Source organism: Nonomuraea sp. NPDC051941 (assembly GCF_044593615.1).
The window spans coordinates 26,448-41,612 of record NZ_JBIUCF010000043.1; the positions used below are offsets into that span (position 1 = coordinate 26,448).

20 protein-coding genes are annotated in these 15,165 nt (G+C 70.8%); 15 read left to right on the top strand and 5 right to left on the bottom strand.

The annotated features are described in order from the left end of the window. The first annotated feature begins 47 nt into the window (after positions 1-47). A complete protein-coding gene (locus ACIHFD_RS49225) occupies positions 48-587 on the top strand; it encodes a hypothetical protein (RefSeq protein WP_397372763.1) in 540 nt (179 codons plus the stop codon). 186 nt (positions 588-773) lie between these two features. On the opposite strand, the gene ACIHFD_RS49230 is transcribed toward ACIHFD_RS49225, so the two are convergent. After that, positions 774-1,289, bottom strand: coding sequence for a hypothetical protein (locus ACIHFD_RS49230; RefSeq protein ID WP_397372764.1), 516 nt, complete (start codon positions 1,287-1,289; stop codon positions 774-776). Between the two features lie 388 nt (positions 1,290-1,677). Between ACIHFD_RS49230 and ACIHFD_RS49235 the strand changes: the two genes are divergently transcribed. From ACIHFD_RS49235 to ACIHFD_RS49270, 8 genes are all read left to right on the top strand, one after another. After that, on the top strand, positions 1,678-2,994 hold the full coding sequence (locus ACIHFD_RS49235; RefSeq protein WP_397372765.1) for a hypothetical protein: 1,317 nt from the start codon (positions 1,678-1,680) through the stop codon (positions 2,992-2,994). Then, the gene (locus ACIHFD_RS49240; RefSeq protein ID WP_397372766.1) at positions 2,991-3,581 is read left to right on the top strand and encodes a hypothetical protein; all 591 of its coding nucleotides are present in this window, start codon (positions 2,991-2,993) and stop codon (positions 3,579-3,581) included. The genes ACIHFD_RS49235 and ACIHFD_RS49240 overlap by 4 nt, the downstream gene beginning before the upstream one ends. Further along, on the top strand, positions 3,581-3,904 hold the full coding sequence (locus tag ACIHFD_RS49245; RefSeq protein ID WP_397372767.1) for a WhiB family transcriptional regulator: 324 nt from the start codon (positions 3,581-3,583) through the stop codon (positions 3,902-3,904). Before ACIHFD_RS49240 ends, ACIHFD_RS49245 begins: the two co-directional genes overlap by 1 nt. Positions 3,905-4,426: 522 nt before the next feature. Continuing rightward, positions 4,427-6,025: a helix-turn-helix domain-containing protein gene (locus tag ACIHFD_RS49250; protein ID WP_397372768.1), complete on the top strand. Its 1,599-nt coding sequence runs from the start codon at positions 4,427-4,429 to the stop codon at positions 6,023-6,025. A 74-nt stretch (positions 6,026-6,099) separates the two neighbouring features. After that, on the top strand, positions 6,100-6,294 hold the full coding sequence (locus ACIHFD_RS49255) for a hypothetical protein (protein ID WP_397372769.1): 195 nt from the start codon (positions 6,100-6,102) through the stop codon (positions 6,292-6,294). Next, positions 6,291-6,782, top strand: a complete 492-nt coding sequence (locus ACIHFD_RS49260) for a hypothetical protein (protein WP_397372770.1) — start codon at positions 6,291-6,293, stop codon at positions 6,780-6,782. The genes ACIHFD_RS49255 and ACIHFD_RS49260 overlap by 4 nt, the downstream gene beginning before the upstream one ends. Then, entirely contained in the window at positions 6,725-7,423 is a 699-nt protein-coding gene (locus ACIHFD_RS49265) for a hypothetical protein (RefSeq protein ID WP_397372771.1), read from the top strand. Before ACIHFD_RS49260 ends, ACIHFD_RS49265 begins: the two co-directional genes overlap by 58 nt. Positions 7,424-7,477: 54 nt before the next feature. Beyond that, a complete protein-coding gene (locus ACIHFD_RS49270) occupies positions 7,478-7,852 on the top strand; it encodes a hypothetical protein (RefSeq protein WP_397372772.1) in 375 nt (124 codons plus the stop codon). Between the two features lie 19 nt (positions 7,853-7,871). Here ACIHFD_RS49270 and ACIHFD_RS49275 read toward each other — a convergent pair whose 3' ends face one another. The 3 genes from ACIHFD_RS49275 to ACIHFD_RS49285 all read right to left on the bottom strand — a co-directional run bounded on the left by ACIHFD_RS49275 (position 7,872) and on the right by ACIHFD_RS49285 (position 9,291). Continuing rightward, positions 7,872-8,201: a hypothetical protein gene (locus tag ACIHFD_RS49275; protein ID WP_397372773.1), complete on the bottom strand. Its 330-nt coding sequence runs from the start codon at positions 8,199-8,201 to the stop codon at positions 7,872-7,874. A gap of 94 nt (positions 8,202-8,295) precedes the next feature. Next, entirely contained in the window at positions 8,296-8,475 is a 180-nt protein-coding gene (locus tag ACIHFD_RS49280; RefSeq protein ID WP_397372892.1) for a hypothetical protein, read from the bottom strand. Between the two features lie 45 nt (positions 8,476-8,520). Continuing rightward, positions 8,521-9,291 carry a GntR family transcriptional regulator gene (locus ACIHFD_RS49285; protein ID WP_397372774.1) on the bottom strand — a complete coding sequence of 257 codons (771 nt, stop codon included), beginning with the start codon at positions 9,289-9,291 and terminating at the stop codon, positions 8,521-8,523. Between the two features lie 76 nt (positions 9,292-9,367). On the opposite strand from ACIHFD_RS49285, the gene ACIHFD_RS49290 reads away from it, so the two are divergent. From ACIHFD_RS49290 to ACIHFD_RS49315, 6 genes are all read left to right on the top strand, one after another. After that, complete coding sequence (locus ACIHFD_RS49290) at positions 9,368-9,568, top strand: hypothetical protein (RefSeq protein WP_397372775.1); 201 nt, start codon at positions 9,368-9,370, stop codon at positions 9,566-9,568. Beyond that, complete coding sequence (locus ACIHFD_RS49295) at positions 9,565-9,993, top strand: hypothetical protein (protein ID WP_397372776.1); 429 nt, start codon at positions 9,565-9,567, stop codon at positions 9,991-9,993. Before ACIHFD_RS49290 ends, ACIHFD_RS49295 begins: the two co-directional genes overlap by 4 nt. Before the next feature lie 10 nt (positions 9,994-10,003). Continuing rightward, positions 10,004-10,162, top strand: a complete 159-nt coding sequence (locus ACIHFD_RS49300; protein ID WP_397372777.1) for a hypothetical protein — start codon at positions 10,004-10,006, stop codon at positions 10,160-10,162. A gap of 4 nt (positions 10,163-10,166) precedes the next feature. Next, positions 10,167-10,466 (top strand): hypothetical protein, encoded by a 300-nt coding sequence (locus ACIHFD_RS49305; protein WP_397372778.1) that lies wholly within the window; start codon positions 10,167-10,169, stop codon positions 10,464-10,466. A 37-nt stretch (positions 10,467-10,503) separates the two neighbouring features. Continuing rightward, the gene (locus ACIHFD_RS49310) at positions 10,504-12,783 is read left to right on the top strand and encodes a hypothetical protein (RefSeq protein WP_397372779.1); all 2,280 of its coding nucleotides are present in this window, start codon (positions 10,504-10,506) and stop codon (positions 12,781-12,783) included. 172 nt (positions 12,784-12,955) lie between these two features. After that, positions 12,956-14,407 (top strand): hypothetical protein, encoded by a 1,452-nt coding sequence (locus ACIHFD_RS49315; protein WP_397372780.1) that lies wholly within the window; start codon positions 12,956-12,958, stop codon positions 14,405-14,407. Between the two features lie 55 nt (positions 14,408-14,462). Here ACIHFD_RS49315 and ACIHFD_RS49320 read toward each other — a convergent pair whose 3' ends face one another. Further along, positions 14,463-15,089 (bottom strand): helix-turn-helix domain-containing protein, encoded by a 627-nt coding sequence (locus ACIHFD_RS49320; RefSeq protein ID WP_397372781.1) that lies wholly within the window; start codon positions 15,087-15,089, stop codon positions 14,463-14,465. Positions 15,090-15,165: the final 76 nt, after the last annotated feature.

Here is a 15,165-nt window from a genome sequence, read left to right on the forward strand (position 1 = left end):
CGTCACCCTGCACGCGGATATCCGATCCCAACCTACGGGGGGAACCGATGGTGCATCGTCTCGACAAGGTCGTGCCGGAGGCGTGGATCCGCGCCGGCCGGAGTTTCGTGCAGAACATCCTGTCGGTCGCGGTGGTCGCGGCCGGCCCGGCAGTCGTCACAGCGGCGCAGGGCGACCCGACCGACATGGGCATGCTCGGCTTCGCCGGCGGGCAGGCCGCGCTCGCCGCGGTGCTCGCGTTCGTGCACAACCGCATCGCTCCGGTCAACGGTCCGCGTCTCGGTGAGGTCCCGGTACGAGCTGGCCGGAGCCTGTTCCAGAACGCGGTCGCCGCCGCGGTCGTGTCGGGCGCGTATGCGATCACCACGACCGGCGGGGATGACCTGAAGACGCTGGGCGTAGCGGCGCTGCAGGCGGGCGCCGCGGGTGTGATCTCGCTGGTGTACAACGTGGTCGCGCCGCGCAAGAGCGAGCCGTCGGAGACGCCGGCGGAGGCCTCGGCCAGTGGCTCGGGTCAGGGTTCGTACGGCGTCGGCGGCGGCCGCACGGGGGCCGATCCTGGGGCGGATGGTTTCGGCACCGAGTAAGCCGTGCCATCATGTGGTCTCGAAGAGGTTCGGATTTCTCCTGGATACTCTTCGGTGTGCAGGGCGCCTGCGGCGAGGGGCCGCAATCCCCGTTTGAACCAATGGCGCCCGCACACGCCGCCCAGACTTGGAAAGTGCGAAGGCCCGCGTCTCCTCGGAGATGCGGGCCTTTCCCGTGCAGGGCCGTTACAGGCCGGCGGTCACGGCCTGGGCCGGGATGGGCGCAGCTTCGCGGGGGTCGGCGTGGTCGCGATACCAGCGGTCGAGCTGGCGGGCGGTCTCGGCGGGGTCGTCGCTGCAGGAGTCGTGCAACTGGGAGACGCAGCTCGGCCGGAACGCTTCCCAGACGGCGCGCGGGTCGTCGCCGATGTCGCGCCAGTCGAGGTGCTCGTAGTTGAAGGACACCAGATCCGGGTCCATGCCCAGGGCCTTGGCGATGTCGGGCCAGTCGGCGCCATCGAGCAGGTCGGTGGTGATCGCTCGAGCGAGGAGTTCGTTGAGCTTGCGGCGGAGCTCCACGACGGAGCGGGTGAGGCCGGCGGTGCCGCGGCGGCGGTGGGCGGCGGTGGGGACGAGCATGGTGCACTCTTCGGCCAAGATCGAGGCGACGTTGGAGAAGGCGATGTGGCCAACTTGTGCGCCGGACAGGTCGTCGACGGTGAGGTGACGCTCGTCGTCGCGAGGAGGATGCTGGTCGGACATCGGGGAAGGTCTCCTTGGCATCGCGCGGTGGGGTGCTTAGCCATGTGCGGGCAGCGTGGTGGAGGTGTGCCCGTCTGGTGCAAGGTTAGAGATCTTTTCCTGCGTCCGTAAGCCTCTTGTTCGTCCCGGTTCGTGGACGATAGGCGTGAGCTGGGGTTTTGCAACCTCCAACATTACTGACATTTTTGAATCACAGCGCAGTTGACCTTGACACTCCACTCCCGCTAGCCTGCTGATAAATAAGCTGTGATATCAGGGGACGGTAAGTGTTTTCGTGCCTATGCTGCGCGTCAGCGCCACCGCCCGAACGTCGCAGAGCACCGACCGCCGACCACCGGGCGAGGGATTGCGGCCCTCTGCCGGGTGTGATTCCAGGGAGAAGAAGACGTTGACGAGCACCACCATCGAGGCGCCGGCCCCGGCTGCCAAGTGGCGGCCGGAGGGCATGCGTACCCGCCAGCCCACCGGCAAGAAGTCCTGGCCGCTGATCCTGGTCGAGGGCCCCGAGTACAGCCGGAAGACGTGGCACGCGGCCAGGCTGTCCGGCTCGCCGAGGGTCGGGGAGTCGTTCTTCCTCGACTTCAACGAGGGCCACTCCGACGAGTACGGACGGGTGCCGGGCGCACGCTACGAGATCCTCGAGCACGACGGCTCCTACACGTCGATCATGCGGCAGATCGAGAACGTCCGGCAGGTGGCCGAGCATGCGGTCGCCAACGGAGAGAAGCCCGTGTTGTTGATCATCGACAGCATGGCGGCAATCTGGCGGCTGCTGTCGATGTGGGCGAGCAACCGGGCCCGTGGCAGCAAGGTCAACCGCAAGCGGCTGGCTGAGGACCCCGACGCCGACATCGAGGTCACGCGCAATTACTGGAACGACGCCAACGACCGCCATGCGGCCTTGGTGGCGGCGCTGCGTCGCATCCCGGGCATTGTCGTGATGACCGGCAGGGGCAAGTGGGTGTCCGGGACCGACGCCTTCGGCCAGCCGACGAAGGAGAAGGAGTACACGCTCGAGACGCAAAAGCAGCTCGGCTACTCCAGCAGCGCGTGGCTGCGCCTGTCGCGGGATGCCCAGCCCCAGGTGATCGGCCTGCGGGACGCCGACCCGGCCAAGAGCATCATCGCGACCGTGGACGACCCCCAGCCCATCTTGAAGAAGGACTGGGATCTGGAGTGGTTCATTTTCGAGGTGATGGAGCTGGACCCGGCCAACACCGCGCTGCCGAACCTGATCCAGCCCAAGCCCGACCGGACGCCCGAGCAGTTCCGCGAGGAGGCGCTCAACCCGGAGACCTCGTGGGCACGACTGCGCGAGCTGTACGAGGAGTCCCGCGCGTTCCACGGGGTCCTGATCACCAACGAGAACCGCGCCGAGGAAGCGCTCGGCACCTTCATCTCCAAGCTTGCGCAGGCCCGCGCCACCTCCGACCCCGAGGTCGTCGCCCAACTCGCGCTCGACATGGCGGCCGCGAGCACGCCGAACGAACTGGCCCAGGTCGGCCAGGCCATTGCCACGGCGGTCGGCCTCGGCCAGGTCAGCGAGAAGGACCGTAAGGAGCTGCACGCCGAGTACCAGAACCGCATGAAGGAGCTGCGCGCCACGCAGCGCCAGGCCGCCGCCCAGGCCAAGCAGCAGCAGACGCAGACGCCCCCCGAGCAGAGCGCGCCCGAGGCGCAGCCGGATCAGGAGGCAGGCACATGAGCACCCCAGGCGAGACCAGCGCGGCCCCCGAGCAGGGGGCCGCGGCCCCGCCGCACGACCGCCGGGAAGTGGCGCTCGAGTACCTGCTGGCCAAGGCCGGCATCAAGCTCCTCGGCGACGCCGTCAAGACGAGCGGCGCCATCCTGCGCGCGAGCCGACAAGACGGCACACCGGTCCTGGCCGAGACCGACCGCGAGTCCGCGTTCCTGGCCGGGCTCCGGCTGGGCGCGGTCCTGATGAAGCGCGGCGCCGTCACCGTCATCCTCGACAACACCGACCCGCTGTTCGTGGCGTGGGTCAAGGACCACCCGAAGTACCACACCGAGATCCGGGAAGTCGTGGAGCCCGCGTTCGCCAAGCGGCTGAAGGACCACGCCCGCAAGGTCGGCAAGCCCATCGCGCCCACCGGCGAGATGGTGCCCGGCATGTCCATCGACGTCGGGGACCCCACCCCGACCGAGGAGCTGGTGGACGACTGGGCCGACGTGCTCGCCCACGCGATCGCCTCCGGCGCGCTCGACCCCGGCCGCCTGTTCCCTCTCCCCCCTGCCGCCCCCGCCCCTGCGCTCGAGGAAGGTCCCCAGTAATGACGCCCACCAAGCTGACCCGCCAGGAGCTGCTCGAGGACGGCTGGCGCACCCGATCAGCATGCAAGGACATGCACCCGAACGTCTTCTACCCGCCCGCACCCGACGAGCCCAAGCAGAAGCCGGCGCCCGGCCGGAAGCTGCCCGTCTACAACGAGGCCAAGGCGAAGAGGATCTGCCGCGGCTGCCCCGTGCGGACCGAGTGCGTCGACGACGCGTTGCGGCGTGGCGACATGTCCGGCATGCACGGCGGCCTGACCGAGGAGGAGAAGGTCAGCGAGCGACGCAAGCGCCAGCGCAGGGGCACTCTCTACGCGGCCTGACCTGCACGAACGTTACGGGGGCGCGGGCCGCACGGTCCGCGCCCCTTTTTAATGATCTTGGTCATTGGACGTTAGTTCGCGACTGTGCTTGTCTCCCGGCGCCTCGGCCACGCCGCCGCGCCGATCACGCGGCCGGCGACCGGTCGAGGTGCAGGAGCCCACCGACCGTACGGAGTCGCCAGTGATAACGATCATGGCCCGCCCCTCCGCCGGCACCCGCCGGCCGGGCCTCAGCAGTGAACCTAGGATCCTAGGTTTGCGGCATGCCAAAGGTGACTTCCCTGATCAAGCCAAGGTAGATTTCGGACGCCAGCAAAAAAGCGACAACGGCGGCCCTCGAACGAGGAACCGCCGTTGCTGCCGGACCGGTGCTCGCAACACCGCCCGGCGATCGCCTACCTCATCCGCTGCTAAGACACATGAGGAGGCACACGTGAGCGTATCGAACGCTGCGCGTAAGCCTGCAATCACGCACAAGCCTAGCCGTGTCGCTGCGGCCGCGCCGATGATCGGGGCGAGCCGTTGAGCGTCGAAGCGATCTCCTGGGCGCTCAACCACGCGCCCGTCGATGAGTCCTCCGCCGCGTTCGTCCTCGTCGGGCTCGCCAACCACGCGGGCCCGGACGGACGCGGCGCGTTCCCCGCTGTTCCCCGCCTCGTCGCCTACACGCGACTGGGTGAGCGCACCGTCCGCGAATACCTCGACGTGCTCGAGGACGCGGGCGTCATCACGCCGGGCGACCCCGCCGTCGTTGCCGCCTGGATCAAGCGCGGCGACCGCAGGCCCCAGGGCTGGGACCTCAACATGACGTTGACGCGGGAGAACCCGGAGCACATGGCGCGCTTCCACGCGGCCATGGACAAGCTCAAGGCCGGCCGGAAGAACCGCCGAGCGCGCGCCGAGGCCAAGAAGAACGGCGACTCCTCCACCAGCGGAAACGACAACGGGGTGCAACCGTCGCACCCCGAGGACTCCACCGGCGACGGGGTGCGACGGTCGCACCCCGATTCCGAACGGGGTGCGACCGTCGCCGGTAACGGGGTGCGACGGTCGCAGGCGCCGGGTGCGACCGTCGCACCCGAACCGTCCTTTGAGCCGTCCACTGAACCGTCCCCTACTGAACTTCCCGCCGTAGGCGGCCTACAGGTGGTGGAGGAGCCGGGCGAGGCGGTCGTTCCGACCGGAACCGAAAACCCGGCCAGCAACGAGACCCCCCACCGTCCCGACACCTCCACCGCGGAGAGCGCCACGGCTTCGCCGGGCGCCGACCGGCCGCCGGTGTCCCCGGCGCTGGCCGTGTGCCGCTCCCTGCCGCAGGTGGTGCAGGAGCGCATCAGCCAGTCCGCCTCCGGCAAGGTCCTCACGGTCGCCCAGCGCGAGCTCGCCAACCGGTCGGTGCAGGAGCTGGTCGACCGGATCGCCCGCCGGTGGGAGGGCTGGCAGCGCATGAACCCGGACGGCCGCATCTCCGACGGCGTCGCGGTGGCCATCACGCTGATCCAGCGCCGCCACTGCCCCGACGTGCACTGCGAGGACGGGCACAGCATCGACACCGGCCAGGCGTGCGCGGCCTGCGCCGACCGGCCCCGCCGCACCCCGGCGGCCGGCGACTCCCCCGGCGCCTCGGCGACGGACGGTGGGGGTTCTCGCGGTGGTACCACCCGCCCGCCGTTGCCGCGCCGCCCTGACGACGGGACGGTGGCCGAGGTGCTCGCGCGGGTGTCGTACGGGGAGGATCCGGAGCCTCGCCGGGTGCCCGCGCCGCGCGTAACGATCACGGGCGGCCCCAGCGAGGAGGCTGAGGCTCTGCTGTCCAAGATCCGCCGTCCGGCCGCCAGCGGCCGTCTGAAGGACGCGCAGGCGGCTCGTGACGCGGTTGACTGCCCGACGTGCGGCGCGGCCGCGGCTGATCCGCCTACGCGCAAGCAGGGTGAAAACTGCCGCGACGACCAGAGACAGCCGCTGCCGCTGCAGCGGCAGCACTCCGCCCGCGGGCAGGCATGGCGCGAAGCCCGGTTCAGCGCGGCCCAGGCGGACGCCCTCGAGGCGGCGGCCGCCGCGCTCGCCAGCCCGTTCGCCGAGGACGGCGAGCAGGAGCTGGCCGAGGCGGTGACGGCATGACCGCGACCGCCGGAACCCGCACGGCGCCCATGTGGCTGTGCCAGCGAAGTGGCCGGGGAAAGGGATGCGAGCAGGTGCAGCTTGAGCCGCCAGCCGCCGAGGAGCCGCCGGCCGGACCTCGGCCAGGGGTCTGGCGGTGCCTGATCGACAAGTGCCCGCTGCGCGGCCGCGTCCAGCACCCGGCTCCCGGGCAGTCCGCGGCCGACGCCTACCGCGCTCACTGGATCGACTATCACTACCAGCCGCAGGCCTCCGGGGGGATCGCATGACCACGTCCGCTACGACCGCCCGCATCTCTGTGCGCGACATCGCGAACCTGCGGCCGAGCACCACCACGAAGGAGATCGCGGCCATCATGACCGCCGGCAGCCAGGGCCTGGCCGCCGTGGTGCTCGCCGAGGCGGCGGGCCAGGCGCCGCCGTCCGCCGTCGGGATGCTGCGCAGCCCGGACTGGTGCGAGGACTGGCTGCTCACGCTGGTGGGGCTGGAGTCGTCGTTACGGGTGTCGGTCGCCCGCGCCGAGATGGAGGGCCATGCGCGTAAGGCTCGCGCGAACTGGGCCCGGGCCCGGCAGGTCGCCGACCGCATCGTCGTGGCGACCAAGGTCGTGGACAGATGCGCCGCCGTCAGATGGAAGCCGAGACGCCCCAACCGGCGCCGGCGACCGCGGCCCGCGCCGCGCAATGGGCGCTGTGCCGGATGTTCGGCCCCGAGGCCGGCCAGGAGCGGCTCAAGGTGCTCACCGCGGCTGGCCTGAGCGAGATCTGCACCCTGCCGTCGGATGAGGAGGCGTTCTTCGCGCTGGCCGCGAGGGTCGGGCTGCTCGTCCCGGTGGACGCGGCCGCCGCCGAGGAGCTGCTCGGCCTGGAGTGGGAGGACTTCGTCGACGTCGTGGCGGCCGACATCCGCGACGAGCACGGCATCGACGGCCGCCTGCGGGACCCGGTCGTCGCCTACTCGTGGGGGTGCGCGCTGGCCGAGCTGCACCGGCAGACCGCGCTGCAGCTCGGCATCAGAACCTCGGGCCCGGTCAGCGAGTTCCCGGTGCTGTCGCTCAACGTCGCCAGCATGGACGAGGAGCGGGCCTGGCGGGCGATCCGCCAGCTCCGGTTCCTCGGCGCGCTTCGGCAGGCCGCGGTCGAACAGCAGCGCCTGCAGCGCGACCTCAAGCACGTCGCCACCCAGCGGGCCAATGTGATCACCGCCGACGCCACGGCCCGCGCGGTGGACGTGCTCGTCGAGCGGCACCGCGCGCTGTACGAGTGGCTGCTGCGGGAGATGACGGTGCTGGCCGACCCGGACACGCAGCTCATGCCGGCCGACTGGCGCAAGCAGCGCGGCACGGTCGTCGCCGAGCTGGAGACCCGCCTCGCCCGGTCGTACGCGACCGCGTCCTGACTCGTTCGCCGGCGCGGCCGCGCGCCGGCGTCTTCCTGATTGGAGATCGATCGCATGACCGTTGAAGAGGTCGAGCCTGCGGAGGCCGGCGAGGAGGTTCTCCCCCACGTCCATACGTTTGAGCACGTGGTGGAGATGATCAGCGGGGAGCCGACTGCGCTGCTGTGCCCGGGCTGCAAGCGCTCCTGGCCGGTCGGTGTCCCGCCGGCGGCTGCGCCCACCGAGGAGGAGACAGCGGGGTATGTCGTGGTCAACGTCGCCGGCGACGACCCTCAGACCGCCCAGTGGATGTCGCCGGCGCGGTACGAAAGCGTCGTCCACGCCGGGGCGGAGCGGAAGTTCTGGAGTTCGGGCCGGCACCTGCAGCGCGCCCAGCTACGCCTGGCAAAGCTGGTCCTCCTCGCCGAGGAGGACCCGGGCGGTTTTTAGTGGTCGTCCCGGTTCGGGCTTATGAGAAGGGGTCGATCTCGATCTCTGGCCACAACGAGGTGAGCGGGAACGGGTTGGACGTGAGGACCGGGATGCGGCGCTGGCGCGCGGCCTGCACGACGGTCGCGGCCGTCACCCACTCCGGGGCGTACGGGCCGGCCTTGCTGAGGACCTCGGCCACGCCCGGCGCGGTGGCCGGGGTGAGGTCGTCCACGAGGGTGGTCCCCTCCATACCGAGCAGCACGTCCATCACCGGGACGGCCGCCGACGGGATCTGAGCGAGCGCCGCGGTCAGCGCGGCCGCAGTCGTGATGACCGGCACCACGTACTCGCGATGCTCGACCCTCATCCAGACAGTGGCGTCAACGTACGCGGATTGCCGCCGGGCCCAGGCAATGAGCGCGCTGGTGTCCAGCACACGACCCTGCACTCCCTGACCCCGGTCAGGCGGCGTGCGAGCGGCGGGCGGCGAATTCCTCGTCGCGCCGGCGGGCGAGCTCGAGCGCCTCAGCCGGCGGCGGACCGCCCAGGAGCGCGCGCAGCGCGTCGAGGTTGGCCAGGCGCTGCTCCTCGGGATAGGGCACGCGCTCGGGCTCCTCGAACTCCTGCGGCTGCTCGTCCATACCGTCAGATTACCCGCGATGGCCGACCGGTAGCCAGCGAAACGGTTAAGCCAGGTCGAGACGCAGCTTGGCCTGGTCCCCCGGATACACAGCCTCCCGCACCGCCACCGCCGTCCCGGTGGTGGTATCGGTCAACGCGGTGATGACGTGCAGCACTGGCGTGCCCGGGATGAGCCCGAGCGCTGCCGCCTCATTTCGGGTCGGCATCCGCGCGATCACCTGGGCGGTTTTGGACATGACCTTCAGGCCGGCGCGCTTCATCAGCTCGTCGTCGGTTTCGGCCAGCTCGTGCGGCTCGCCCAGCTCCGGCACCACGTCAACGAGACCACGCGGGTAGTACGACTTCACCAGCGGCGCCCGGGTGGAGGTGCGCCGTATGACGGGCCCCTCCCCCTCCATCAGCTCGCCGATGTGCCGTGGGGTCTGCAGGGTGGTGACCTCGACCTGATGGATCGGGTTGCCGCTGGTGCCGCCGCCGGCCGCGACGTCGACGGCGACGCGGTCGTAGGTGCGGACGTAGACGCCGCGGGCCCGCTCGGTGCGGGTCAGGCCAGCGTCATGCAGGACTCGCAGGGCGCTGCGGACGGTGGCGGGGTTGGCGTCGTCGAATTCGCGCCGCAATTCCGACTCGGACGGCAGGCGGTCGCCGGGCGCATACTCGCCGCTCTCGATCCGGGCGATGAGGGCAGCGGCGATGTCCTCGTACTTGTATCCGTCTGCCATTCCGCCCACTTCCAGTCGAAACCTCGGGATGCGCCCGTGGACGCCGGCGGCACCGGCACGGGTCGGTACTGAGGTATCGGCAATCGCGGTCATCGTCAACTACTCCCCATTGCATAGCTACTTCATATAAGTTAACTTGTACGAAGTAGTTAGCCAAGAGGGGATAGCAATGGCCCGGTTCTGGAAGGCACGCGGCGACGGGGAGTCCTCCACTCCTCCGGCGGAGGCGGTGCACGTCAACGGACAGCACGGCACCGTCGAGGCCCGCGACGGCGACTGGGTGACCGTCCAGCTCGCCGACGGCGCCATCACCAACGTGCTCGCCAGCCGCGCCCCCAAGTGCACGTGCGCCGGAGGTGGCAGCAAATGACGGTGGCCCTCGCAATCGTCGCGGCGATCTTCCTGCCGCCCAGCGTGATCTTCTACGCCCGGCGCGACCCCGCCCTCTACCACCGAACCCTCCACCAGCGCTGGCAGGAACGGCCCCGCCCCGCCTCCCGGCGCACGGTCCGAGCCGGCCTGCTGCGCCTGATGGTCGTGATCCTCAAGGCGATCGGCTGGGCAGCCCTGTTGACCGCATGGATCGCCGCCGGCTTCGCGCTCGCCGCCGCCGAGCTCAGCGCCGAGACGGTCAAGGCCCTCGCCTACGCGCTCGCTGTCCTGTTCGCCAGCGTGTTCTACGCCGTGGACGGCCTCATCAAGCACACCAAGCACCTGCTGCAGGCGACGCCGCCCGCCTGGCCCCGCCAGCACGGCGCCACCTCGACCCCGCCAGCGCTCCCCCGACCCGCCTAGGAGCCCCTCCATGCCCACCATCGACATCGGCTTTCTGACCTTCCCCGTCCCGGCGCTGATCGCCGTGATCGGGATCATCGCGGCGGTCATCATCGCCTCCCGGCTCAACCGCCCCCGGATCATCGACCGCCGTCCCGACACCCCCCGCACCGACAAGCAGAAGGACTAATGCCATGGGCATCTTCTACGGCCGGAACGCCAACGACCGCTCCAACCGGGCCTCCGCCTGGCTCGCCGCCAAGATCACCCGCAAGGGCGGCCGCAACTCCACCGGCGCCAGCACCTTGCTCGACATGATGTCCGGCCGCACCGCCCCCGGCGAGCTGCGCGGCGAGGAAGCCGAGCAGGCCGCCCAGTCCCTGCGCGGCGCCGCCAACCGCATGCGGGGTGACGCCCGAACCCTCACGCTCAAGATCGCTGACGACGCCGAGGCCGCCTCCAACTCCGGCGGCCGCTGGACCCTCAGCGGCTGACGCCCCCGCCCGACCGCACCCAGGAAAGGAAGCCCCCGTGTTCGGCAAGCGCCCCGCCGCCCTCCCCCCGGGACAGGCCGCCGCCGTGCCGCAGCCCGTCCAAGAGAGCAAGCCCGACCCGATCGCGCGGTTCCTCCGCTTCCTGGCCAAGCTCGTCTTCTACCACCTCATCTGGCGGTGGCTCCGCACGCTCGGCCTGTGGGAGGCCCGCCGCATGTGGCGGCACAGGGACTTTCACATCCCCTGGTGGAGTGCCTGCGGCCTCTACCCCTACGCCGCCGTCGCCCAGCTCGTCGGCATCCCCTGGTGGATCAACGCCACGTTGACCGCGGCCGCGGTCGCGCTCTCCTTCCTGTACTTGTCCCGCACCAACGTGCTGCCCGTCTCCGCTCGCGCCGGCGCCGCCACCATGGGCGCGGCCGGGCTGTGGATCATCACCGCCACGGCGGTCGGCGTGCTGCACCTGGTCTCCTACGCCACGTGGGCCGTCGGCGTGCTCGCGCTGGCCATCGTGTGGGGCAGCAACGCCGACGCCCGGCAGTGGCGCAGGCTCCGGCTCCGCGTCCGTGTCATCGCCCAGACGCTGCCGGTCGTGCTCGCCGAGCTGGGCTTCGTCGGCGTGGTCGTTGTCGGCCGCCCCACCGTGAGCGGCACCGGCCGCGTGGAGGTCCCGCTGCGCCTGCCGGTCAACGTCACCCGGGAGAAGCTCGACAAGCCCGCCACCCGCACCGAGATCGCCTCCGGCATGCACTGGCCCGCGGGCAGCGTCCGCGAGATCATCCAGGACCCCGCCCACAGCAGCAGCGCCCGCGTCCTGCTCATCTGGCAGGAGCGCACGATCGCCGCCCGCGTCGTGAAGTTTGCACCGCCCAAGATCCCCACCTCCATGCTGGAAGTGGCCTGGATCGGTAAGAACGACGACGACGTCGACGTCTACGTCGCCCACTACGTGCCCGGCCACGGCAGCACACGCGGCATCTACGGCGGCGAGTCCGGCTCCGCCAAGTCCAACCTGCTGCGCCTGGAAGCGTGGATGCGCGTCCACTGCGGCGACGTGCTCCTGTGGTGCATCGACCTCAAGAACGACGGCCTGACGTACGCGGCTTTGATGCCGCGCCTGGACCGACCGATCGCCACCAACTGGGAGGCCGCGACCCGCATCCTCGAGGACGCGGCCGCCGCCATCCCGCTGCGTGGCCGTCTCCTCCGGCCCGAGGACAATCAGGTCCTGCCCCTCAACAAGAACCGGCCCGCGATCCTGGTGATCGGCGACGAAGTCTCGATGCTGCTCGGCCGCAAGGCGGCCAACGCGCGCCCGATCGATGCGGCCAAGAGGATCGGCCAGCAGGGACGCGCCCTCGGCATCGGCATGGAGCTCGCGTCCCAGTACCTGTCTCAGTCCAGCCTGGACCCGGACCTGCTGCCGCACCTCCCGCGCCGCTACGCCGGACGCACCGCCAAGCCGGCCGACTCCCAGCAGATCTTGAAGGGCTGGAACCGGCTGGACACCACCACGTTGCCGACCGGCACGTTCTACTTCCAGCAGTCCGGCAGCAACGCCACCACCCTGCTGTACACGCCCCAGGTCACCGACCAGATGCTGGCCGAGGCCGCCGTCAAGACCGCCCACCTCGCGCCAGAGCTGGAGGAGTCCACCGCGGCCGCGCTCCCGCACTATGCCGACCGGTGGCTCGACTGCCCGGACCACCTGCTCGAGTTCTGCACCGAGGAGCAGAAGCTCCTGGTCTACGAGGCCCGCGCCCGGGCCAAGACCGCCGAGCTGCAGAAGACCGAGGCCCGCGGCGCGAAGGTGGCCGCCGCCGACAGCGCACCGCTGCGCCTGGTGGTGTCCGAGCCCATCGAGGCCCCGGACGACCTGCAGGCGCTCCTGTCGGAGATCGGCGACGAGCACCTGCAGGCGCTGGTGAAGGTGCACCTCTCCCCCGGCCTGGTGACCACGGCCGCCTCCAACGCCGCGGTCGCGCCGCATCGCCGCCGCGCGTGGGCGAGCGCGCGCCGCGGCGCCTGGCGCAATAGGGGATTGCTCGCGCAGCCGGCGAAAGGGAAGTGGCGTCGAGCCGTGGGGGAGCGCGACCTCATTCGAGGCGCCCTGGAGACCGAGGAGGAGATCCGGGCCGGACGGCTGGACGGGGGAGACGGACCCGACACAGACCCGGACGACACCTACGCCCACCAGGGGATACACCCCGACCCGCCCGGCCCCGACCAGGGAGATTCCCAGATCGGGACCGGGTGGGGGAGTGGTCCCGGGGGAGGGGCCCCGGCCCCGGTAAGCGGGGAGGTCCACACACAGTGATCTGCTCCTCCCGACCGGCGCCCCCGCCCCCACCCCCGTCTCCTACACGCGCACGCGCACGCGCGTAGGGGGGTGGACGTCCAAACCGCCCCCTCCTGGACATCGCCGTAGACATCCCATGGACATCCGCCTGAACATCCGGAAGTGACTGACAGTGACGAACTTTGAGTGGTTGACGAGCCTGGTAGGCGCCGCCGCGCCGCCGTACTGGGCGGCGGGCGGCGCCGCCGCCACCTTGCTGACCATGGCCCTGATCTGCGGATTCAGGCGGCTGTTCTTCCCCAAGCGGCGCACCGAGCGCCCCCGCCGGTCCCTGGCCAACGCCGTGACCTGGATTTGTGCCGCCGCCGCGGTGGTGATCTCCGGCCAGGGCGTGTTCGAGGTCATCCACGTCGCTGCCCCGGACGTACCGTGGCTGCCGTGGCTGGGCGTGTTCCTGCTGGAAGGGCCGCTCCTGGCCTTTGCCCTGCGCGCGAAAGAGGCTGTTGACCAGGAGAAAGACCCGGCCGGCGCCATCCGTATGACGTGGGTGCTGGCCGGCATGTCCGCGGCGATCTCCGCCACGTCCACGATGTCCACGGGCAGCGCCAGCGTGTTCCTGCTCAGGGCGATCACCCCGATCGTGGGCGTGATCCTCTGGCACCACGCCCTGTCGATCGAGCAGGAGCGCAGCGGCGCGACCAAGTCCCAGTCGCGGTGGAAGTGGACGCCGGAGTACCTGCTCACCAGGCTCGGCCTCGTCACAGCGAAGGAGGCGCAGACCGCCGACGCCGAGGTCCACATGCGGTTGACCAAGGTTGCCGACTGGGTGATCCGGTACGCCCGCGCGGTCGAGCGGAACACCACCCGGAACGCCGAGCGGAACAGCACCCGGAACACCCGGTGGAGCAGCTTCTGCCGGGTGCGGCTGGAACGCATCTACCGCGCCGCGGAACGCGACTTGAACCTCACCCAGAACGCGGACAGGCGCGCCCTGCTGGAACAGATCATCATGTCCCGCAGCGACGCCGTCCTCCTCACGACCCTCGCGGGCGTCACCCGCGCCGACCTGGGGCTCTCCGAAACGGAACAGCCCGCGGAACGGCCGGCGCGGAACACCCGCATCGTGTTCCACAAGCCGGTGGAACAGCCGGTGCGGAACACCCGCATCCTGTTCCACAAGCAAGTCGTGGAACAGCCCGTGGAACGCCCCTCGCGGGGCACCCGGATCGTGTTCCGCAAGCCGGTGGAACACCCCACTGGAACGGGCCGGAACACCTCTCGAAAGGAGGCTCAGAAGACCGGCGGAACGGCCGGGCGGAACGGCCGGAACGGCAGCAGCGGAACGCCTGAGCGGAACGGTGGAACGCCCGACCGGAACACCGGGGCGGGCGAACGGAACGGCGATGGCAAGCCCACCCGAGAGGAGATCTTCGACGCCATTCGCGCCGCCATGAAGCCGAGCGGAGAGGTGCCCATCCGGCCCCTCGCTACCCAGCTCGGTATCCCGCAGGCGACGTTGCACCGGCACGTCACCAAGTACCGCGAGGAGCACGGGCCCGCCACGCCCTCCCAGGGGGTGATCCCCCCTCCCCGCGCCAACGGCCACCCGCTCTCCACCGTGGGGAGCGGTGATACCAACTAGCCCAACCGGAAGGGGCGGCAGCCAAGGACAACGGCTGCCGCCCCTTCGTCGTGTCTCAGGCCGCCCGCGGCTGGCGGAAGCTCCGCGTGGTGTCCACGCCGGCGGCCGCGAGCGCGTCCTTCACCCGCCGCGGCCCCGCCCTCAGATGACGAGCGACCGCGCGCACCGACTTCAGCCGCTGGTACAGCTCCACCAACTCCGGGCTCTCTGGCAGCTCCGCCAGCCCCCGGCCGTACCCCATGTCGCGTAGGATCGCCCGCACGTGGCCGATGCTTCCGCCCACCAGGACCGCGATCGCGTCGCTCGGCCAGCCCTGATCGGCCAGGCCGGCGATCTGGTCCCAATCCAGACTGCGCGGGCCGCCCCGCTCGCGCGGCGGCTCTCCGGCCTCCTCCGCCACGCTCTTGATGGTGCGGCCGCACACCCGCAGGGAGCGCATCATGTCCTCGATCGGCATGCCGGACCGGTAGGCGGCCAAGATCTGTGCCCGCCGCTGCGGACTCAGCAACGACGCGGTCGACCCGCGCGGCCGGCGCGGCACGTTCGCCGCGACCAGCGCCCGGTGCACGGCCGCGTGCGACACCTTCAACTCGGCGGCGACCTGGCGGACGGTCAGCCCGCTCGCGTACAGCCGCACGGCCTCCGCCCGGCGATCTTCAGTGGTCTGTGGGGAATCACTCACGCGCGCACCATGGCGAATCGCCAGGCTAACGTCCCCCCGGGGACGCAACCGGCGGCCGCGGCTACCGTGCCTGGGC